This window comes from Streptomyces sp. NPDC002144 (assembly GCF_053593695.1).
In genome coordinates, this window is the sequence record NZ_JBSFDB010000016.1 from 75,046 (window position 1) to 95,451 (window position 20,406).

17 protein-coding genes are annotated in these 20,406 nt (G+C 71.2%); 9 read left to right on the forward strand and 8 right to left on the reverse strand.

From position 1 onward, the window contains the following. The first annotated feature begins 54 nt into the window (after positions 1-54). Positions 55-468, forward strand: coding sequence for a roadblock/LC7 domain-containing protein (locus ACWCQ1_RS24330; RefSeq protein ID WP_133046906.1), 414 nt, complete (start codon positions 55-57; stop codon positions 466-468). Between the two features lie 123 nt (positions 469-591). Continuing rightward, positions 592-1,569 (forward strand): DUF6397 family protein, encoded by a 978-nt coding sequence (locus tag ACWCQ1_RS24335; RefSeq protein WP_358603541.1) that lies wholly within the window; start codon positions 592-594, stop codon positions 1,567-1,569. A gap of 1 nt (position 1,570) precedes the next feature. Here ACWCQ1_RS24335 and ACWCQ1_RS24340 read toward each other — a convergent pair whose 3' ends face one another. Together ACWCQ1_RS24340 and ACWCQ1_RS24345 are read right to left on the reverse strand one after the other, a co-directional pair. Further along, positions 1,571-2,437 carry an acyl-CoA thioesterase gene (locus tag ACWCQ1_RS24340; protein ID WP_133046904.1) on the reverse strand — a complete coding sequence of 289 codons (867 nt, stop codon included), beginning with the start codon at positions 2,435-2,437 and terminating at the stop codon, positions 1,571-1,573. A 19-nt stretch (positions 2,438-2,456) separates the two neighbouring features. Then, positions 2,457-4,970 (reverse strand): DEAD/DEAH box helicase, encoded by a 2,514-nt coding sequence (locus tag ACWCQ1_RS24345; protein WP_451027367.1) that lies wholly within the window; start codon positions 4,968-4,970, stop codon positions 2,457-2,459. Between the two features lie 145 nt (positions 4,971-5,115). Here ACWCQ1_RS24345 and ACWCQ1_RS24350 point away from each other — a divergent pair, with 145 nt between their 5' ends. After that, on the forward strand, positions 5,116-5,910 hold the full coding sequence (locus ACWCQ1_RS24350; RefSeq protein ID WP_133046902.1) for a metal-dependent hydrolase: 795 nt from the start codon (positions 5,116-5,118) through the stop codon (positions 5,908-5,910). Positions 5,911-6,083: 173 nt separating this feature from the next. Here ACWCQ1_RS24350 and ACWCQ1_RS24355 read toward each other — a convergent pair whose 3' ends face one another. The 4 genes from ACWCQ1_RS24355 to ACWCQ1_RS24370 form a co-directional block, all read right to left on the reverse strand. Beyond that, positions 6,084-6,344 (reverse strand): type B 50S ribosomal protein L31, encoded by a 261-nt coding sequence (locus tag ACWCQ1_RS24355; RefSeq protein ID WP_133046901.1) that lies wholly within the window; start codon positions 6,342-6,344, stop codon positions 6,084-6,086. Positions 6,345-6,376: 32 nt separating this feature from the next. After that, positions 6,377-6,847, reverse strand: coding sequence for a DUF5709 domain-containing protein (locus tag ACWCQ1_RS24360; protein ID WP_358603549.1), 471 nt, complete (start codon positions 6,845-6,847; stop codon positions 6,377-6,379). A 628-nt stretch (positions 6,848-7,475) separates the two neighbouring features. Further along, positions 7,476-9,257 carry an ABC transporter ATP-binding protein gene (locus ACWCQ1_RS24365; protein ID WP_451027368.1) on the reverse strand — a complete coding sequence of 594 codons (1,782 nt, stop codon included), beginning with the start codon at positions 9,255-9,257 and terminating at the stop codon, positions 7,476-7,478. Beyond that, a complete protein-coding gene (locus ACWCQ1_RS24370) occupies positions 9,254-11,041 on the reverse strand; it encodes an ABC transporter ATP-binding protein (protein WP_358603555.1) in 1,788 nt (595 codons plus the stop codon). The genes ACWCQ1_RS24365 and ACWCQ1_RS24370 overlap by 4 nt, the downstream gene beginning before the upstream one ends. 195 nt (positions 11,042-11,236) lie before the next feature. Here ACWCQ1_RS24370 and ACWCQ1_RS24375 point away from each other — a divergent pair, with 195 nt between their 5' ends. Both ACWCQ1_RS24375 and ACWCQ1_RS24380 read left to right on the forward strand, forming a co-directional pair. Next, the gene (locus ACWCQ1_RS24375; RefSeq protein WP_451027369.1) at positions 11,237-12,835 is read left to right on the forward strand and encodes a peptide-N4-asparagine amidase; all 1,599 of its coding nucleotides are present in this window, start codon (positions 11,237-11,239) and stop codon (positions 12,833-12,835) included. A 169-nt stretch (positions 12,836-13,004) separates the two neighbouring features. Next, the gene (locus ACWCQ1_RS24380; protein WP_451027370.1) at positions 13,005-14,354 is read left to right on the forward strand and encodes a cation:dicarboxylate symporter family transporter; all 1,350 of its coding nucleotides are present in this window, start codon (positions 13,005-13,007) and stop codon (positions 14,352-14,354) included. A gap of 107 nt (positions 14,355-14,461) precedes the next feature. Here ACWCQ1_RS24380 and ACWCQ1_RS24385 read toward each other — a convergent pair whose 3' ends face one another. After that, positions 14,462-14,920: a MarR family winged helix-turn-helix transcriptional regulator gene (locus ACWCQ1_RS24385; RefSeq protein WP_358603564.1), complete on the reverse strand. Its 459-nt coding sequence runs from the start codon at positions 14,918-14,920 to the stop codon at positions 14,462-14,464. A gap of 94 nt (positions 14,921-15,014) precedes the next feature. Here ACWCQ1_RS24385 and ACWCQ1_RS24390 point away from each other — a divergent pair, with 94 nt between their 5' ends. Continuing rightward, complete coding sequence (locus ACWCQ1_RS24390) at positions 15,015-16,817, forward strand: ABC transporter ATP-binding protein (protein ID WP_133046895.1); 1,803 nt, start codon at positions 15,015-15,017, stop codon at positions 16,815-16,817. 43 nt (positions 16,818-16,860) lie between these two features. Next, positions 16,861-17,718 (forward strand): endolytic transglycosylase MltG, encoded by an 858-nt coding sequence (gene mltG, locus ACWCQ1_RS24395; protein WP_358603567.1) that lies wholly within the window; start codon positions 16,861-16,863, stop codon positions 17,716-17,718. A 12-nt stretch (positions 17,719-17,730) separates the two neighbouring features. Here mltG and ACWCQ1_RS24400 read toward each other — a convergent pair whose 3' ends face one another. Then, entirely contained in the window at positions 17,731-18,816 is a 1,086-nt protein-coding gene (locus ACWCQ1_RS24400) for an NAD(P)-binding domain-containing protein (RefSeq protein WP_451027371.1), read from the reverse strand. A 101-nt stretch (positions 18,817-18,917) separates the two neighbouring features. Here ACWCQ1_RS24400 and ACWCQ1_RS24405 point away from each other — a divergent pair, with 101 nt between their 5' ends. Next, positions 18,918-19,346 carry a YjbQ family protein gene (locus ACWCQ1_RS24405; protein WP_358603573.1) on the forward strand — a complete coding sequence of 143 codons (429 nt, stop codon included), beginning with the start codon at positions 18,918-18,920 and terminating at the stop codon, positions 19,344-19,346. Between the two features lie 25 nt (positions 19,347-19,371). Further along, on the forward strand, positions 19,372-20,307 hold the full coding sequence (locus tag ACWCQ1_RS24410) for a cyclase family protein (RefSeq protein WP_358603576.1): 936 nt from the start codon (positions 19,372-19,374) through the stop codon (positions 20,305-20,307). The last annotated feature ends 99 nt before the right edge of the window (positions 20,308-20,406 follow it).

Below are 20,406 nucleotides of genomic sequence, written 5' to 3' on the forward strand. Positions count from 1 at the left end.
GCTGACGAGAGATCCTCCGGCCAGGGGGAGTCGTCACACGGGGAGATCCGGAACATGGCGCAGAACCAGACACTTGGCTGGCTGCTGGACGACCTGACCGAGCGCGTCGAACATGTGCGACATGCGCTGGTCCTGTCCAACGACGGGCTGGTGACGGGAGCGAGCACGGGCCTGCGGCGCGAGGACGCCGAGCATCTCGCCGCCGTCTCGTCCGGGCTGCACAGCCTGGCCAAGGGCTCGGGACGCCACTTCGGCGCGGGCAGAGTACGGCAGACGATGGTCGAGTTCGACGACGCGGTGCTGTTCGTCACCGCCGCCGGGACCGGCAGCTGTCTGTGCGTCCTCAGCGCCGCGGAGGCCGACATCGGGCAGATCGCCTACGAGATGACCCTGCTCGTCAACCGCGTAGGCGAACACCTCGACGTGGAGGCCCGACAGCCCGACCGATCCCCGTTCCCAGACGCCTGACCTGCTGATTCTCCCTCTCCCGTGGAGTTATCCACAGGCCCGCCACGAGATCCGCCCCAGCGGCTACGGTTTTTCCCAGGCCGCACGAACGGCGGCGGCCGCCTACTCCACGGGGGAGAGATCATGTCGGGCAACATCGTCACGCCATCGACCGCCCAGGCGTACACACCCAGCCGCGCCGCGCGGGAACTGGGGCTGAAACGAGGCGAGTTCGACCTCGCGGCCGATCTCGGACTCGTCCGTACCGTCCCCGACGAGGGCGGGGGCGGACGGCGCGTCACCCGCGCCGAGATCGACCGGCTGCGTGCCCAGGACGAATTTCCCGAGACACTGCTGAAACGCGTCGAGGTCGTCGGCACCACGGCGGCCGCGGCTCTGCTGGAGGTCTCCACCGGCAGGTTCACCCGGCTCGCCCGGCTGGGCATGATCGTGCCGGTGCGCTTCTACCTCAATCGCTATCGGGCCGTGGTCTGGCTCTATCTGGCCGACGAGCTACGGCAGTTCGCGGCCGACGAGGACAACACGCCCCTCCTGAGCGGCCGTACGCATGCCGATCTGCGCCAGAAGCTGGAGGAGGGCATGGACGCGCGGCGGCGCAACTGGCGCGGTCGCCGGCTCGGGTTCCTGACCCGGCAGGCCGCGGGCCACCCCTGGGCCAGGGCGGCGGCGGTGGCCTCGCTGCTCGACCCCGTCCAGGTCGCGGACATCGTCAAGGACCCGTACGAGCACGCCCACTTGAGCCGGTTCCTGCCCAAGCCCGTGTCCTACGGCGCCCCCGGCTCACCCACCGCGGAGCTCGCCGAGCGGATCCTCAAGGCCGACGAACCGGACGAGATCGGCTGGTTCCGCGCCGACCTCGCGCACGCACTGGACATCGCCCGCACACAGCACCCGGCACCACGGCCCCGGCAGGCGCAGACGGCCGCGGAGGAGCCGAGGCCGACGCCCGCAGCGGCAGAGGAACCGACGCGGCCGGCTCCCCAGACGCGGGAGGAACGGATGCACCGAGTACCAGCGTCGGCGGAGCCGGCCCCGCCCACTGTCGACGCCGGCGAGCGCTTCCGGGGGCTGCTCGGCTGGCTGCGCCGCAGAAACCCCTGACCTACAGCGGCCGGAACAGGCCCTCCTGGACCACGGACACCAGCAGGCGTCCCTCCACGTCGTAGATCCGCCCACGGGCCAGGCCCCGGCCGCCCGTCATGATCGGCGACTCCTGGTCGTACAGGAACCACTCGTCCGCGCGGAACGGCCGGTGGAACCACATGGCGTGGTCCAGCGACGCGATGTCGAAGCTCCGCGGACCCCACAGGGGCTGGACCGGGATGCGCACGGCGTCCAGCAGGGTCATGTCGCTGGCGTAGGTCAGCGCGCAGGTGTGCACCACCGGGTCGTCGCCCAGCGGTCCGACCGCGCGCATCCACACGGCACTGCGCGGCTCGGCTTCCTTGATCTCCTCCGGGGTCCAGCGCAGACGGTCCACGTAGCGGATGTCGAAGGGCTGACGGCGCGCCATTCGCTCCAACTGCTCCGGCAGCGCGCCGTGATGCTCCTGGATCTCCTGCACGACCGTCGGCAGGGACTCCGGGTCCGGGACCTTGCGGGCCGGCGGCAGCTGGTGCTCGAAGGGACCTTCCTCAGGCTTGTGAAAGGAGGCGGTGAGATTGAAGATCGTGCGGCCCTGCTGCACGGCGGTGACCCGGCGCGTGGTGAACGACCTGCCGTCGCGGACCCGCTCGACCTGGTACACGATCGGCACGCCCGGCCGCCCCGGGCGCAGGAAGTACGCGTGCAGCGAGTGCACAGGGCGGTCGCCGTCCGTGGTGCGGGCGGCGGCGACCAGCGCCTGGCCCGCCACCTGGCCGCCGAAGACCCGTTGCAGGGACTCGTGGGGGCTCAGGCCACGGAAGATGTTGACCTCGATCTGCTCCAGGTCGAGCAGGTCCACCAGTCTCTCGGCCGGGTTCGTCATGGGTGCGTCGCTCCTTGGCTCACAGCTGTCCGACGTCGGTGACACGGACGACCGCACGGCCCTCCGCGTCGGAGGCCGCGAGGTCGATCTCCGCGCTGATGCCCCAGTCGTGGTCGTCGTTCGGGTCGTCGAAGATCTGCCGGACCCGCCACAGACCGTTCTGCGGCTCCTCCTGGATCACCAGCAGTTTCGGGCCGCGGGCGTCGGGGCCGGTGCCGAGGTCGTCGTACTCGTCCCAGTACTTGTCCATCGCCTCGCCCCACGCCTCCGCGTCCCAGCCGGAGTCGGCGTCCATCTCGCCCAGCTCCTCCACCTGGTCCAGGGCGGCGAGCTCGACGCGGCGGAACAGGGCGTTGCGGACCAGGACGCGGAAGGCACGCGCGTTGGCGGTGACGGGCTTGACCTCGTCCGCCTTCTCCTGGGCCTCCTCGGCGGTCATCTCCTCCGGGTTCGCCAGCTGCTCCCACTCGTCCAGCAGGCTGGAGTCGACCTGGCGGACCGTCTCGCCGAGCCACTCGATGAGGTCCTGCAGGTCCTCGGACTTCAGGTCGTCGGGGATGTTGTGGTCGAGGGCCTTGTAGGCGCTGGCGAGGTAGCGCAGCACGATGCCCTCGGTGCGGGCCAGCTCGTAGAAGGACACCAACTCCGTGAAGGACAGCGCCCGTTCGTACATGTCGCGGATGACGGACTTCGGCGACAGCGGATGGTCACCGACCCACGGATGGCTCTTGCGGTACGTGTTGTACGCGTGGAAGAGCAGTTCCTCCAGGGGCTTGGGGTAGCTGATGTCCTGGAGGCGCTCCATGCGCTCCTCGTACTCGACGCCGTCCGCCTTCATCGCGGCCACGGCCTCGCCCTTCGCCTTGTTGAGCTGGGCGACGAGGATCTGCCGGGGGTCGTCCAGCGTCGACTCGACCACGGAGACCATGTCCAGGGCGTAGGACGGCGACTCGGGGTCGAGGAGTTCGAACGCGGCGAGCGCGAAGGTGGACAGCGGCTGGTTGAGCGCGAAGTCCTGCTGAAGGTCCACGGTGAGACGGACGATGCGGCCGCTGGCGTCCGGCGTGTCGAGCTTCTCGACGATGCCGCCGTCCAGCAGCGAGCGGTAGATCGCGATGGCCCGGCGGATGTGCCGCAGCTGCTGCTTGCGCGGCTCGTGGTTGTCCTCCAGCAGATGCCGCATCGCCTCGAAGGCGTTGCCCGGGCGGGCGATCACCGACAGCAGCATCGTGTGCGTCACCCGGAACCGCGAGGTCAGCGGCTCCGGCTCGGAGGCGATGAGCTTCTCGAAGGTGTTCTCCGTCCACCCGACGAAGCCCTCCGGCGCCTTCTTGCGCACGACCTTGCGACGCTTCTTCGGGTCGTCGCCCGCCTTCGCGAGGGCCTTCTCGTTCTCGATGACGTGCTCGGGCGCCTGCGCGACGACGAAGCCCGCCGTGTCGAAGCCCGCCCGCCCGGCCCGGCCCGCGATCTGGTGGAACTCGCGCGCCCGCAGCGTGCGCACCCGGTTGCCGTCGTACTTGGTCAGCGCCGTGAAGAGCACGGTGCGGATGGGGACGTTGACGCCCACGCCGAGGGTGTCGGTACCGCAGATGACCTTCAGCAGGCCGGCCTGCGCGAGCTTCTCCACCAGGCGCCGGTACTTGGGCAGCATGCCGGCGTGGTGGACGCCGATGCCGTGTCGGACGTAGCGGGAGAGGTTGCGGCCGAACTTGGTGGTGAAGCGGAAGTTGCCGATCAGCTCGGCGATCTGCTCCTTCTCCTCCTTCGAGCACATGTTGATGCTCATCAGCGCCTGCGCCCGCTCCACGGCCTGGGCCTGCGTGAAGTGCACGATGTAGACCGGCGCCTGCCTGGTCTCCAGCAGATCGGTGAGGGTCTCGGTGAGCGGGGTGAGCCGGTACTCGTAGGAGAGGGGCACCGGGCGGGTGGCCGAGCGGACCACCGACGTGGGGCGGCCGGTGCGGCGCGTGAGGTCCTTCTCGAAGAAGGACACGTCGCCGAGCGTCGCCGACATCAGGATGAACTGCGCCTGGGGGAGTTCCAGGATCGGGATCTGCCAGGCCCAGCCGCGGTCGCCCTCCGCGTAGAAGTGGAACTCGTCCATGACCACCTGGCCGACGTCCGCGTCCTTGCCGTCGCGCAGCGCGATCGACGCCAGCACCTCGGCGGTGCAGCAGATGACGGGTGCGTCGGCGTTGACGGACGCGTCGCCGGTCAGCATGCCCACGTTCTCGGTGCCGAACATCTTGCACAGCTCGAAGAACTTCTCCGAGACCAGCGCCTTGATCGGCGCCGTGTAGAAGGTGACCTCGTCGCGGGCCAGCGCGGCGAAGTGGGCACCCGCCGCGATCATGCTCTTGCCGGAGCCGGTGGGTGTCGACACGATCACGTTCGCGCCGGAGACCACCTCGATCAGCGCCTCCTCCTGGTGGGGGTAGAGCGTCAGACCGCGCTCCTGGGCCCACGAGTCGAAGGCTTCGTAGAGGGCGTCGGGGTCGGCGGTCGAAGGAAGCTGATCGATGAGTGTCACGGACCCATCTTGCCTGGCGTCCTCCTCCATAGGGGAATCGGATGCGAGGTCGAAGATCACGACCAGTACGCTGTGTCGCCGACGGAGCGTCAGCGCACCCGGTCAACTGGACAGCGGTACACGAGGAATGGGGCGGGGAACGGCCATGATGGGACCAGCACACTCACTGTCGGGGGCCGCGGCCTGGCTCGGCGTCGGTGCCGCGGCCGCCGCGGCGGGACACCCGATGCCCTGGCCGGTCCTCCTGGTCGGTGCCCTGATCTGCGCCGGAGCGGCCCTCGCCCCGGACCTCGACCACAAGGCGGCCACCATCTCCAGGGCGTTCGGTCCGCTCTCGCGCGGGCTGTGCGAGATCGTCGACAAGCTCTCCTACGCCGTCTACAAGGCGACGAGGAAGCAGGGCGACCCGCGCCGGTCCGGCGGCCACCGCACGCTCACTCACACCTGGCTGTGGGCCGTCCTGATCGGTGGGGGTACGGCGGCCGCGGCCGTGACGGGTGGCCGTTGGGCGGTCCTCGCCATCCTCTTCGTCCACATGGTGCTGGCCATCGAGGGCCTGCTGTGGCGGGCGGCCCGCGGCTCCAGCAGCGATGTCCTGGTGTGGCTGCTGGCGGGGACCAGCGCCTGGATCCTCGCCGGGATACTGGACAAGCCGGGCAACGGCTCGGACTGGCTGTTCACGCAGCCGGGCCAGCAGTACCTGTGGCTGGGGCTGCCGATCGTGCTGGGGGCGATAGTGCACGACATCGGCGACGCGCTGACCGTCTCCGGCTGCCCGATCCTGTGGCCGATCCCGGTGGGCCGCAAGCGCTGGTACCCCGTGGGCCCGCCCAAGATCATGCGGTTCCGGGCGGGCAGCTGGGTCGAGCTGAAGGTGCTGATGCCGGCGTTCATGCTGCTGGGCGGGGTGGGCTGCGCGGCGGCACTGAACTTCATCTGAGCGGGCCCCGAAAACCGGCCCCAGCCCGGCCGACCCGGTCGGCGCCTCCACTGCTGGGCCGGGGACACCCCGGCCGACGGGCGGCCCATCACGGCGAGCGGGATGTAGAAGAAGGCGCCCTCCGCCCAGGCTCCCTCCGCCGCAGCGGCCGTCCCCCAGCAGCCCGGCCCCGCTCAGGTCCCCTGGCCCGCGCCCGAGCCGTAGCGGCGTTCGAACTGGGCGATGCGGCCCTCCGAGTCCACGGTGCGGGCCTTGCCGGTGTAGAAGGGGTGGCTCTCCGAGGAGATCTCCACGTCCACCACCGGGTAGGTCTCGCCGTCGTCCCACTCGATGGTCTGGTCGCTGCTCGCGGTGGACCGGGTGAGGAAGGCGTAGCCGGCGGCGCGGTCGCGGAAGACGACGGGGTGGTAGTCGGGGTGCTTGTCCTGCTGCATGCCTGCTCCTTGCCGTCAGCGGTAAAGGTGGATCAGCCGGACAGCGCGTCCTCGTCGACGATGTGCATGGCGGCTTCCTCGGCGGAGGCCGCCGCGCCGTCGATGCCCACGTCGGTGGCGACCAGCGCGCTCTCCTCGTCCTCGTGCGCGCCCTCGTCGGGGGCCACGAGCCGGCCGGAGCGGACCGCGCCGACCTCGTTGTCCAGGAGTTCCCCGTCGGTGCCGTCGCAGTCGCCCAGACCGTCGCCCTCGCTGTTGGTGAGGTCGGGCAGTTCCTCGGCGAGCCGTTGGTCCAGCGTCTCCCCGACCCGCCGTTCGGCGGCCGTCACACCGAGGTGCTCCACGGCCCAGGGCCGCTCCGGAGGGGACCAGCCGCGGTCGAGGGGGTCTCCCACACCGTCGTACTCCAGGGTGTCCTCGGAGTCGAGCAGCCCCGTGTCCTCACGCTGGTCGTCTCCGTCGGGCTGGTAGACGTCGTCTCCCCATCCGTCGGCGCTGTTCACGGGTACCTCCAGGTGGTGGGGACCGGCCCTCACCACGCCGGGTGTCGCCACCGGGCGCGGAGCACAGGCCGTGCCGGGGACGCGTCCACGGTCCCCGGGCACTCCCCGAGCCGGTGCCGGTATCCAGACTTCCACCCCCGTTCGGCACCGCGCAACGGCACGGGGCGAGGAGACGCCGGGGACCGTGAGGAAGGCCCGTGGGCCTGCACGCCGGTGGCCGGGTCGGGTCCGTGCCGACGGGCGCGGGCTCACCGGTGCGCCCCATGGGCCCACTCCGCTCCGGCGTCTCCCGGCTCACCGGTGCGCCCATGAGCCCACTCGATCCCCGCGCCTCCCCGGCTCACCCGTGCGCCGGTCCGGGGCGGCCCCGGCCCGCCCGCTCCCGCGCTCCCCACCTCACCCCTGCGCCGCACCGGCCTCCCGGCCTCGCGCCTCCGGCCTCCCGGCCTCGCGCCTCCGGGCTCGGGCCTCCGGGCTTCCGGGCTCGGGCCTCCGGGCTCGCGCCTCCGGGCTTCCGGGCTCGCGCCTCCGCGCTCCCGGCCCCGCGGCTTCGGGCCCACCCGAACCCGTGCCTCCCGGCCCACCCGAACCCGCGTCTCCCGGCCCACTCGGTCCCGCGCTCCCCGGATCACCCGTGCCAGGAGTGCCACAGTGCCGCGTACGCGCCCTCGGCTGCGACCAGGTCGTCGTGGCTGCCCAGTTCGCTGATGCGGCCGTTCTCCACGACGGCGATGACATCGGCGTCGTGGGCGGTGTGCAGGCGGTGGGCGATGGCGACGACGGTGCGGCCGTCGAGGACCCGGGCGAGGGAGCGTTCGAGGTGACGTGCCGCTCGCGGGTCCAGCAGCGAGGTCGCCTCGTCGAGGACCAGCGTGTGCGGGTCGGCCAGCACCAGCCGGGCCAGCGCGATCTGCTGGGCCTGCGCCGGGGTGAGCGCGGTCCCGCCGGAGCCGACCTCGGTGTCCAGGCCGTCGTCCAGAGCCCGCGCCCAGCCGTCGGCGTCGACCGCCCCGAGGGCCGCCCACAGCTCGGCGTCCACCGCGTCGGTCCGCGCGAGCAGCAGGTTGTCGCGCAGAGAGCCCACGAAGACGTGGTGCTCCTGGTTGACCAGGGCCACATGCGAGCGGACGCGTTCGGCGGGCATCCGGGACAGTTCCGCGCCGCCGAGGGTGATGCGGCCGTCCCGGGGTGCATAGATCCCGGCGAGCAGCCGGCCCAGAGTGGACTTGCCCGCGCCCGAGGGGCCGACCAGCGCCAGCCGGGTGCCCGGGGCGACCTCCAGGGAGACCTGGCGCAGCACGTCGACGCCCTCGCGGTAGCCGAAGTGCACCCGCTCGGCGCGCACGTCGCGTCCGTCGGGTGCCAGGGACTCGTCCCCGGCGCCCGGTTCGATGTCCCGCACACCCACCAGCCGGGCCAGCGACACCTGGGCCACCTGCAGCTCGTCGTACCAGCGCAGGATGAGATTGACCGGGTCCACGAGCATCTGGGCGATCAGGGCGCCCGTCGTCAGCTGGCCGACCTCGATCCAGCCCCGGAGCACGAACACGCCGCCGATCATCAGCACCGAGCCGAGCACGGTGGCGTGGGTGAGGTTGATGACCGGGAAGAGGACCGAGCGCAGCCACAGCGTGTAGCGCTCCCAGGCCGTCCACTCCCTGACCCGGCGCTCCGACAGCTCGATCCGGCGGTCGCCGAGGCGGTGGGCCTCGACGGTGCGTCCGGCGTCCACGGTCTCGGCGAGGGCGGCGGCCACGGCGGCGTATCCCGCCGCCTCGGAGCGGTAGGCGGACGGTGCCCGCTTGTAGTACCAGCGACAGCCGGCCACCAGCAGCGGCACGGCGACCAGTACGGCCGGAGCCAGCGGCGGCACCGTGATCACGAGACCGCCGAGCAGCAGTACCACCCACACCACGCCGATCGCCAGCTGCGGTACGGCCTCGCGCATCGCGTTGGCCAGCCGGTCGATGTCGGTGGTGATCCGGGACAGCAGATCGCCGGTTCCGGCCCGTTCCAGGACACCCGGGGGCAGTCCGACCGACCGGACGAGGAAGTCCTCGCGCAGGTCGGCCAGCATCCGTTCGCCGAGCATCGCCCCGCGCAGCCGCACCTCGCGCACGAACACCGCCTGGACCGCCAGCGCCAGCGCGAACAGCGACAGGACGAGCGGGAGATGAAGCTCCCGCGCGCCGTCCGACACCCGCTGCACGAGGTCGCCGAGCAGCCACGGGCCCACCAACGAGGCCATGACGGACGCCGTGTTGACGCCGATCAGGACCAGGAAGGCACGCCGGTGCCGGCGGAACAGCTCGGCCACATACGCGCGTACGGTCGCGGGGGCGCCGATCGGCAGGGTGTTCGCCGTCTTCGGGGCCGCCGGGTCGTAGGCCGGTGGCGCCACGCCGATCATGCTGTCTCCTCGATCTCTTCGAGTTCCTTCAGTACGCCGCTCAGCACGGCCTCTTCGTCGGTCTCCCGGGTCACCACGGCCCGGTAGCGGGGCTCGTCGTGCACCAGTTCGCGGTGCACGCCGACCGCCATGACCTGGCCCTCGTGCACCAGCACGACCCGGTCGGCGTGGTCCAGCAGCAGCGGCGAGGAGGTGAACACCACGGTCGTGCGCCCCTCCCGCAGCCCGCGTACGCCCTGCGCGATCCGTGCCTCGGTGTGCGAGTCGACGGCCGAGGTCGGCTCGTCCAGCACCAGCACCTCCGGGTCGGTGATCAGCGACCGGGCCAGCGCGAGCCGCTGCCGCTGCCCGCCGGACAGCGACCGTCCGCGCTCGGTGATCCGCGTGTCCATGGGGTCCTCTGCGTCCAGCGACGCCTGGGCCAGCGCCTCCAGCACGTCCTCGCACTGCGCGGCCGCCAGCGCGTCCTGGGCGCTGACGTTCCCCGAGGCGGGCACGTCGAGCAGTTCGCGCAGCGAACCGGACAGCAGGACCGGGTCCTTGTCCTGGACGAGGACGGCCGTGCGGGCCGTGTCCAGCGGCAGCTCGTCGAGGGGCACCCCGCCCAGCAGGACGGACGTGGCCTGGTCCGCCGGGTGGCCGCCCAGCCGTTCGGCGAGCAGGCCCGCCGCGTCCGGGTCGCCGCACACCACCGCGGTGAGCCGGCCGGCGGGGGCCAGCAGACCGGTCGCGGGGTCGTACAGATCCCCGCTCGGCACGTCGGCCCCGCGCACGCCCTCGGTGTCCGTGGCCCGCTCCAGCGACAGCACCCGCGCGGCCCGCTTGGCCGAGGGGCGCGAGAAGGAGTAGGCCATGGCGATCTCGTGGAAGTGCTGGAGCGGATAGCTCAGCACCATCACCGAGCTGTAGACGGTGACCAGTTCGCCGATGGTGATGCGCCCCTGCTGGGCCAGATGGACGCCGTACCAGACCACGACGATCATCAGCACGCCCGGCAGCAGGACCTGGACGGCGGCGATCAGGGACCACATGCGGGCGCTGCGCACGGCGGCGTGGCGGACCTCCTGGGAGGCACGGCGGTAGCGGTCGAGGAACAGGTCCTCGCCGCCGATGCCGCGCAGTACGCGCAGGCCGGCGACCGTGTCCGAGGCCAGCTCGGTGGCGCGGCCGGCCTTCTCGCGCTGGAAGTCGGCCCGCCGGGTGGCCCGGGGCAGCAGCGGCAGCACGGCCAGCGCCACCACCGGTACGCCCACGGCGACGACCACGCCGAGCGCCGGCTGGTAGAGGACGAGGGCGACGCAGACCACGACCACGGTGAGGGCCGCCGCGGTGAACCGGGAGACCGCCTCCACGAACCAGCCGATCTTCTCCACGTCACCGGTGGAGACGGCCACGACCTCACCGGCCGCCACGCGCCGGGTCAGCGCGGAGCCCAGCACGGCAGCCTTGCGGGCGAGCAGTTGCTGCACCCGGGCGGCGGCGGTGATCCAGTTGGTGACGGCCGTGCGGTGCAGGAAGGTGTCGCCCAGCGCGATGCAGAAACCGCACAGCGCCAGCAGCCCGCCCGTCAGGGCCAGCCGGGTGCCGGAACGGTCCACCACGGCCTGCACACTCAGGCCCACGCAGAACGGCAGCCCGGAGACCGCCACGAAGTGCAACAGCCCCCAGGCGAGCGACTTGACCTGTCCGCCCAGCTGATTGCGGCCCAGCCACCACAGGAATCGGGGACCCGAACGCGCGTCCGGAACGCCGGGATCGGGATAGGGAAGGTCTTGAATCTGCATGACGACTGACGTCCCGGTGGCTCGTGTCAGGGGGGTGGAGGGAACCGCTCGCGGCGGCAGCAAACCGTGACAGGTTCGCCTCGCAGCGTGGGCGCTGGCAAACGGTTTTCCGCCCGGAGGAGCTCCGGTCCTCCTGCTGACGGAGGCCTGAGGCCTCATTGCCATAAGGGGGTGACTCGCCGTAGAACACCGGCCATGAAGAGACGGATCGTCATGTTCATGCTCGCCTGGGCCACCCTCCTGGCGAGTGTCCTCCTCGGGGCGGGGCCGGCCCAGTCCGCCGACGTACCCGCCGAGTTCGGCACCGACTGGCACGACCCGGTCACCGCGGCCCCGCCCGTGGCGAAGCCGCACGGCACGTCCTGCCAGGTCACCCTCGCCGAGGCGCAGTTCCGGGACTTCACCCCCTACAAGGGCACCTACACCCCGCCCTCGGGCTGCGGCGACCGCTGGAGCAAGGTCGTGCTGCGCCTCGAGGGCAAGGTCAAGGGGCGGCAGTACGACCGGCTCGGCTATCTGCACGTCGGCGGCGTCGAGATCCTCCGTACCTCCACCCCCGAGCCCTCGCCCGACGGCATCGCCTGGTCCGTGGAGAAGGACGTCACGCGGTACAGCGACACCTTCCGCCGCAGCCAGGACGTCGAGATGCTCATCGGGAACGTCGTCGACGACACCTACACCGGCGTGATCGACGTCAAGGTCACGCTCACCTTCTACGCCGGGAGACCGACCGCCGCCGCGACCCCCGACAAGGTCCTCACCCTCGGCGACGGCAACACCCTCACCACCCCGCGCAACAGCGAACGCGTCCTCGCCGAGGTCTACGCCACCGGATCGGGCGGCGGCTGCGAGGAGTTCTGGTACCTGGCGGTGCCCGACAAGGCGCCGTACTCCTGCCAGGCCGACGGCGGCCCCTACCGGGAGGTCCGGATCAAGGTCGACGGCCAACTGGCCGGAATCGCCGCGCCGTTCCCGCACGTGTGGACCGGAGGCTGGTCCAACCCCTTCCTCTGGTACGTGATTCCGGGCCCCCGCGCCTTCGACGTCAAGCCGATCGAGTACGACCTCACCCCCTTCGCCGGCCTTCTCGACGACGGCCGTCCGCACAAGCTCGAGGTCTCGGTCGTGGGCGTGCCCGAGGGGCAGAGCGGCTGGAGCGCACCGGTCAATGTGCTGGTGTGGCAGGACGCCAAGAGGGCGCAGGTGACGGGCAAGCTGATCGAGAACCGGTCGGGGACCCTCACGAACTCCTCCACCTACACCGCCGGTTCGCCGGAACGGGTGGACACCGTGGCCGGCCACGCGCTGACCGTCTCCGGATATGTCGACACCTCGCACGGCCGGGTGACGACCACCGTCCGCCGCGCACTGGCCAACACCTCCGTGCACCGCTGGACCGACGGCGAGAACGTCGACGGCCTCGACGCCACCTGGACCGACGACGAGTCCGTCACCGTCGACGGGCGCGGACCGGCCGTGACGACGGCCTCGCACCGGACGTACACGATGGACGGCTCGACCACGATCGGCGACGACGCCCGGCTGCGCACCGTGCTGACCCTCGGCGACAGGGCTGCGGTGAGCCAGACGCGGGGCGGCCGGCGCACCGGCTGGTCGCGACTGGACGACACGGTCAGCGGTGACGCCACGTACACGACCGGGGTTCCACGCGACCAGCGGCACGCGGTCGGCACGACGAGCGAGCGGTACCGGCTGTACGGGGCCGGAGGGTGCTACGACCGCTCCCTGACGACCGTTCAGGGGGTGCTCACGGAGGACCGCTCGCGCTGCTGAGCCGAGTGTGTGCGATGGGTCACATGGGACGGGATTTACGTGTGCGCAACACGGAGGTTTCTGACGGGATCAACGGCGCCCCGAAAGTGATCGTCACGGAAGCCGCTTTCCGTATCGCAGAAGTCTCTCCGGCTGCTGCGAGGTTGACGTCCCCCCACAAGGAGTGCCCGTGCCGTCGTCCGTCACGTCCGCCCCACGACGCGTCGCACACATACTGCGTACCTCTCTGTTCGCGCAGGTCCTCTGCGCGCTCGTGCTCGGAATCGTCGTCGGGAGGCTGTGGCCCGGCTTCGCCGCCGATCTGCAGCCCCTCGGCGACGGTTTCACGCGGCTCATCAAGACGATCATCTCCCCGCTCGTGTTCTGTGTGGTCGTCGTCGGCATCGCCAAGGCCGGTGACCTCAAGGCGTTCGGCCGGATCGGCCTGAAGGCGCTGGTCTGGTTCGAGGTGGCGAGCACGTTCGCCCTGCTCATCGGGCTGCTCGCGGCCAATGTCGTGCAGCCCGGTGCCGGGATGCACGTGGACCCGGCCACGCTCAGTGCGAAGGCGGTCGACGCGAAGACCGGCGGCGGTGCGCTGCCGTCGACCACGGAGTTCGTCCTGAACGCGCTGCCGACCAGTTTCATCGGCGCCTTCGCCGAGAACTCCCTGCTCCAAGTCCTCGTCCTGGCCTGTCTGGTGGGCGCCGCGCTGCTGCACCTCGGGCACACGAAGGTGCCGCAGGTGCTGCCCGCCGTCGAACAGGCGCAGGAGATCATCTTCGCGGTCGTCGGCTTCGTGATGCGGCTGGCCCCGATCGCGGTGTTCGGCGCGATGGCCGTCCTGATCGGCCAGTACGGGCTGGGCGTGATCGAGACGTACGCCAAGCTGATCGTCCTGTGCTACGTCGCCGCCGCGCTGTTCATCGTGCTGCTGGCCGTCGCCCTGCGGATCGTCACCGGGCTGAGCCTGTGGAAGTTCCTGCGCTACATCCGTGAGGAGATGCTGCTCGCCCTCGGTACGGCGTCCACGGAGTCCGTGATGCCGCGCGTGATGCAGAAGCTGCGCGCAGCCGGGGCACGGGACGACGCGGTGGGGCTGGTGCTGCCCACCGGGTACTCCTTCAACCTCGACGGCGCCTCGCTCTACCTCTCCATCGGCACGCTGTTCATCGCGCAGGCGGTGGGCGTCGACCTCGGGGTGGGGCAGCAGATCACCGTGGTCCTGGTGCTGATGCTGACCAGCAAAGGCATGGCGGGCATCCCCGGCTCCGCCTTCCTCGCGCTGTCCGCGACGGCTTCCTCGCTGGGGGCGATCCCCGCGGGGGCGGTGGCGCTGCTGCTGGGCGTGGACCGGATCATGGACTCGATGCGGGTCGTCACGAACCTGCTCGGCAACTGCGTCGCGGTGTTCGCCGTGTCCCGCTGGGAGGGGGCGCTGGATCTGGAGCGGGCGAGGCGGGTGCTGGGCGGGGAGACGGCCGTGGAGGTGGCCGTCGAGGTGGAGACCCCGGAGCGGCAGGGTTCTGTCGCCCGGTAGCTCGGTGGGTTCTGATTCGTGGGCGGCTGCGGGTGTGTGGGGGCTGTTCGCGCAGTTCCCCGTGCCCCGTTGGATCGGACCGGTGGACCCACCTTCAGGGGTGCGACCTACCCGCAGCGCGCCCCCGACTCCGTCCCCCCGCCCACCAACGTGTCCAGCAATACGCCCAGAACCTCCCGCTGCTCATCGCTCAACGGCGCCAGAATCTCCGCCGCGGCCGCGCGCCGAGCGCTCCGTACCTCGCTCAGCGCCTTGCGGCCCTCGTCCGTGAGTTCGATCCGGATCACCCGGCGATTCGTCGGATCCGGCACCCGGCGCACCTTGCCGTTCGCCTCCAGTCCGTCGACCAGGGAGGTCACGGCCCGCGGGACCACTTCCAGGCGCTCGGCGAGATCGGCCATGCGCGGCGGTGAGCCGTAGTGCGCCAGGGTGCGCAACAGCCGGGACTGGGCCGGGGTGACCCCCAGGCCGCACTGCTCGATGTGCCGCTTCTGGATGCGGTGCACACGGCGGGTGAACCGCAGCAACTGCTCGGCGAGCAGGCCGTCTGGATCGGGCGTGGTCATACGGGAACAATATCAGGACGACATTCATTGTGAGTATAGGTAACAATGAGCTAAGCTCCGCCAGTCTTCGTCGTCCCACTCCCGTAGGAGTCCATTGCATCCCGATCGCCAACCCAGTTGGACACCGCCGGCCGACGCCAAGCAGCAGCCCCGGCAGGTGCGCCGCATCCTGAAGCTCTTCCGTCCCTACCGCGGCCGCCTCGGGGTCGTCGGACTGCTGGTCGGTGCCGCGTCCCTGGTGTCCGTGGCCACGCCCTTCCTCCTCAAGGAGACCCTGGACGTCGCCATCCCCCAGGGCCGCACCGGACTGCTCAGCCTGCTCGCGCTCGGCATGATCGTCAGCGCGGTCCTCACCAGCGTCTTCGGTGTGCTGCAGACCCTGATCTCGACCACCGTCGGCCAGCGCGTCATGCACGACCTGCGCACCGCGGTCTACGGCCGTCTGCAGCGTATGTCGCTGGCGTTCTTCACCCGCACCCGCACCGGTGAGGTCCAGTCCCGCATCGCCAACGACATCGGTGGCATGCAGGCCACCGTCACCTCCACCGCCACCTCCCTGGTCTCCAACCTGACCAGCGTGGTCGCCACCATCGTCGCGATGATCGCCCTCGACTGGCGGCTGACCGTCGTCTCCCTCCTGCTGCTCCCGGTGTTCGTGTGGATCAGCCGCCGTGTCGGCAACGAACGCAAGAAGATCACCACCCAGCGCCAGAAGCAGATGGCCGCGATGGCCGCGACCGTCACCGAGTCGCTCTCCGTCAGCGGGATCCTGCTCGGGCGCACCATGGGCCGTTCCGACTCGCTGACCAAGTCCTTCGCCGAGGAGTCCGAGGGGCTGGTCGACCTCGAGGTGCGCTCCAACATGGCCGGGCGCTGGCGGATGGCCGTCATCACCATCGTCATGGCCGCCATGCCGGCGATCATCTACTGGACGGCGGGCATGGCCCTGCAACTCGGCGGCCCCAAGGTCTCCATCGGCACGATCGTCGCCTTCGTCTCGCTCCAGCAGGGCCTGTTCCGCCCGGCCGTGAGCCTGCTGGCGACCGGTGTCCAGATCCAGACCTCGCTCGCGCTCTTCCAGCGCATCTTCGAGTACCTCGACCTGCCCATCGACATCACCGAGCGCGAGAACCCGGTGCACCTCGACCAGATCAAGGGCGAGGTCCGCTTCGAGGACGTCGAGTTCCGCTACGACGACAAGGGCGGGCCCATCCTCGACGGCATCGACGTCACCGTCCCGGCCGGCAGCAGCCTCGCCGTCGTCGGTCCGACCGGCGCCGGAAAATCGACGCTCGGCTATCTCGTCCCGCGCCTCTACGACGTCACCGGCGGCCGAGTCACCCTCGACGGCGTCGACGTCCGCGACCTCGACTTCGACACCCTCGCCCGTGCGGTCGGCGTCGTCTCCCAGGAGACGTACCTCTTCCACGCCTCGGTCGCCGAGAACCTGCGCTTCGCCAAGCCGGACGCCACCGACGCGGAACTCGAGGCGGCGGCCAGGGCGGCCCAGATCCACGAGCACATCGCGTCCCTGCCCGACGGCTACGACACGGTCGTCGGCGAGCGCGGCCACCGCTTCTCCGGAGGTGAGAAGCAGCGCCTGGCCATCGCCCGCACCATCCTGCGCGACCCGCCGGTCCTCATCCTCGACGAGGCGACCAGCGCCCTGGACACCCGTACCGAGGCGGCCGTCCAGGACGCCATCGACGCCCTCTCGGCCAACCGCACCACGCTCACCATCGCCCACCGCCTGTCCACCATCCGGGGTGCCGACCAGATCGTGGTCCTCGACTCCGGGCGGGTGGCCGAGCGGGGCACGCACGAGGAACTCCTGGAGCGCGACGGGCGGTACGCGGCCCTCGTACGCCGGGATGCCCAACTGGAACCGACAAGCTGAAAATATGCCGGGTTTATGACGATATGCGGGTTACCGTGCCCGCATGGACCAGAACACTCCGCCACCGAGCACTCGGAGCGCGATTCGACTGACGCGCAGGGGCCGGTTCGCCCTCATCGCGACCGGAGCCGTCGTGGCCGGCACCGCCGTGGCGGTGCCGCTGCTGACCCTGGAGAGGGAGCAGCACGCCAGGCCGACGTCCCTGGTCATCCCGGAGGGCTGGCGCGCGGGGCAGGTCTACGACGCCGTCGACAAGGCCCTGGCGCTGCCCGCCGGCAGTACCAGGAGGTCGATCGCCAAGGCCGGCCTGAAGCTGCCGAACGACGCCGACGGCAACCCGGAGGGCTATCTCTTCCCGGCGACGTATCCGCTGGAGAGCAACGGCAGGAAGGCGACCCCCGAGTCCCTGCTGGCGTACATGGTCGACACCGCGAACAAGAAGTTCAACGGCGCCCCGGTCGCGGCCGGCGCCCAGCGCAACGCCATGAACGTGTACCAGGCGGTCACCATCGCGAGCATCGTGCAGGCCGAGGCCGCCTCGAAGGCGGACATGGGCAAGGTGGCACGGGTCATCTTCAACCGGCTGGAACACGGGATGCCGCTGCAGATGGACTCCACCGTCAACTACGCCCTCAACCGCGCCTCGCTCAGGACCAGCGCCGGCGACACGCGCATCGACAGCCCCTACAACTCGTACCAGCGCATGGGCCTGCCGCCCACGCCGATCGACAACCCGGGCGAGGACGCGATGCGCGCCGCGATCAACCCGCCGCCGGGGGACTGGCTGTACTTCGTCACCGTGAAGCCGGGCGACACCCGGTTCACCGCCGACTTCGCCCAGCACCAGCGCAACGTCGCCGAGTTCAACGCCAACCAGAAGAGCGCGAGCCCGGCCAAGTGACCCGGCGGTGGCTCACGCGGCGACCGGCTCGGCCGGCCGCGTGGCCAGCAGGCGCCTGATGTCCCGTACGGCCGCCCGGCCGGCCCGGTTGGCGCCGATGGTGCTGGCCGACGGGCCGTAGCCGACCAGGTGGATGCGCGGATCGGTGACCGCGCGGGTGCCGTCGACACGGATCCCGCCGCCGGGCTCGCGCAGCCGCAGCGGCGCGAGATGGTCGATGGCCGCCCGGAAGCCGGTGGCCCACAGGATGACGTCGGCGTCGACGCGCCGCCCGTCGGTCCACTCCACGCCGTCGGGGGTGATCCGGTCGAACATGGGCCGCCGGTCGAGGATCCCGTCCTCGATGCCCTGCCGGATCGCGTCGTTGAGCGGCAGTCCGGTCACGGTCACGACGCTCTGCGGCGGCAGTCCCTGCCGCACCCGTTCCTCCACCAGCGCGACGGCCGCCCGGCCGTACTCCTCGCTGAAGGGGCCCTCGTGGTAGACGGGCGGGCGCCGGGTGACCCAGGTGGTGGCGGCCGCGTACCGGGCGATCTCCAGCAGGTGCTGCGTACCGGAGGCACCCCCGCCCACCACGACCACCCGCTGACCCGCGAACGCCTCGGGCCCGGGGTACTGCGCGGTGTGCAACTGCCGCCCCCGGAAGGTCTCCTGGCCGCGATAGCGCGGCCAGAACGGCCGGTCCCAGGTGCCGGTGGCGTTGATCAGCGCCCGGGTCGACCAGGTGCCGTCCGAGGTCTCGACGAGCAGCCGCCCGCCGTCCCCCTCCCGCACGGCACGGACATCTACGGGCCGCCGTACGCGCAGGTCGAAGGTGCGCTCGTAGGTGGCGAAGTACTCGGCGATCACCTCGGACGAGGGCCGCTCGGGGTCGGCGTCCGTCAGCTCCATGCCGGGCAGGGAGTGCATGCCGTGGACCTTGCCGTAGGTCAGGGAGGGCCAGCGGAACTGCCAGGCGCCGCCCGGGCCGGGGGAGTGGTCGAGGACCACGAAGTCGCGCTCCGGCTCGAAACCGGTGCGGCGCAGGTGATAGGCGCTGGACAGACCCGCCTGACCGGCGCCTATGACGACTACCTCGACCTCGCGCGTGTTGTTCACGTTTCCACTAACGGTGGGCAGGCCGTGGATCTTCCCGTCCGCGTGCGGCGGGCGGGCCGTGACGCACGTGTGAAACCCGGCGCAGGGGTCAGGATGGGGTCATGTCGGATGCCTTCACCACCCGAGTCCTGAACATCACCACCGGCTCCACGGAGAGGGTGGTCGACCTGACCCGCGACTGCGAGGCCTTCCTGCGGGAGGCGGCCGCAGGCCGTGACGGCCTGCTCAACATCTTCGTGCCGCACGCGACCGCCGGAATCGCCGTCATCGAGACGGGGGCGGGCAGCGACGACGACCTCCTCGCCGCCCTCCACACCCTCCTCCCGGCCGACGACCGCTGGCAGCACCGCCACGGCAGCCCCGGGCACGGCCGGGACCACGTGTTGCCGGCTTTCGTGCCGCCGCACGCGACGCTGCCGGTGGTGGGCGGGGAGCTGGAGCTGGGGACCTGGCAGTCGGTGTGCCTGGTGGACACGAACAGGGACAATTCTCAGCGGAAGGTGCGCCTGTCCTTCCTCGGGGGCTCCTGACCGCCCAGTGATCAAGGAGGGCCGGATGAGTCCAGGTTCCGGCGACGGGCCCGCCGTCTCCCGTCGGGAGTTCGACGCACTCTTCGATGCGCTCCGCACGTGGGGCCGCTGGTCCCCGGCCGACCGCGGCGCCTTCAACCGGGTCACCCCGGACCACGTGCTGCGGGCCGCGGCGCGGGTGGGGACGGGCACGGTCGTCCCGCTGGGGCTGCCCTGGAACACCCGGCCCGGCCCCGACAACCGCAAGCCCGCGCTGCACCACATGACCGATCTCGGTGACGTGGAGGCGCCGGAACCCTCCACCCACAAGGACTTCATCGCCGCCGACTACCACGGCAAGGGCATCAGCCATCTCGACGCCCTGTGCCACGTCGCCTACCGGGGGCGGCTGTACGACGGCCGCACGGCGCACGAGGTCGTCGATGCCGCGGGCGCCCGCTTCGGCGCGGTGTCGGCGCTCGGACCCCTCGTCACGAGGGGGGTCCTCCTCGATCTGCCCGCCGTCCTCAGAACCCGCTGGCTGGAGCCGGGGCGAGCGGTGCACGCCGAGGACATCCTCGCCGCGGAGCAGGCGCTCGGTGTGACGATCGGCGAGGGCGACGCGGTACTGCTGCGCTCCGGACACGTCCGGCGCCGCGAGGAACTCGGTGCCTGGGACCCGGACACGGCCAGCGCGGGCTTTCATGTGGACGCCGTGCCGCTGCTGGCCGAGCGCGGCATCGCGCTGCTCGGCGGGGACGGCGACAGTGACGTACGGCCCTCCCCCGTGGACGGTGTGCACTCGCCGGTCCATGCCCTGGCCGTCGCCGCCATGGGGGTGCCGCTGCTGGACAACCTCGACCTGGAAGCGCTCTCCGCCGCGACCGCGAAGGCGGGCCGGCACGACTTCCTGCTCGTCGTGGCGCCGCTGAACGTCCCGGGCGGGACGGGCTCGCCCGTCAACCCGGTCGCGGTCCTCTGAACCGATCAGGTCCGGTCGGTGTGGGCGGGACCCAAGCGGACACGGTGAAGTCCGCAGCGGTTCGGTAGCGCCCCTCAAGGGGCGCGGGGAACTGCGCGA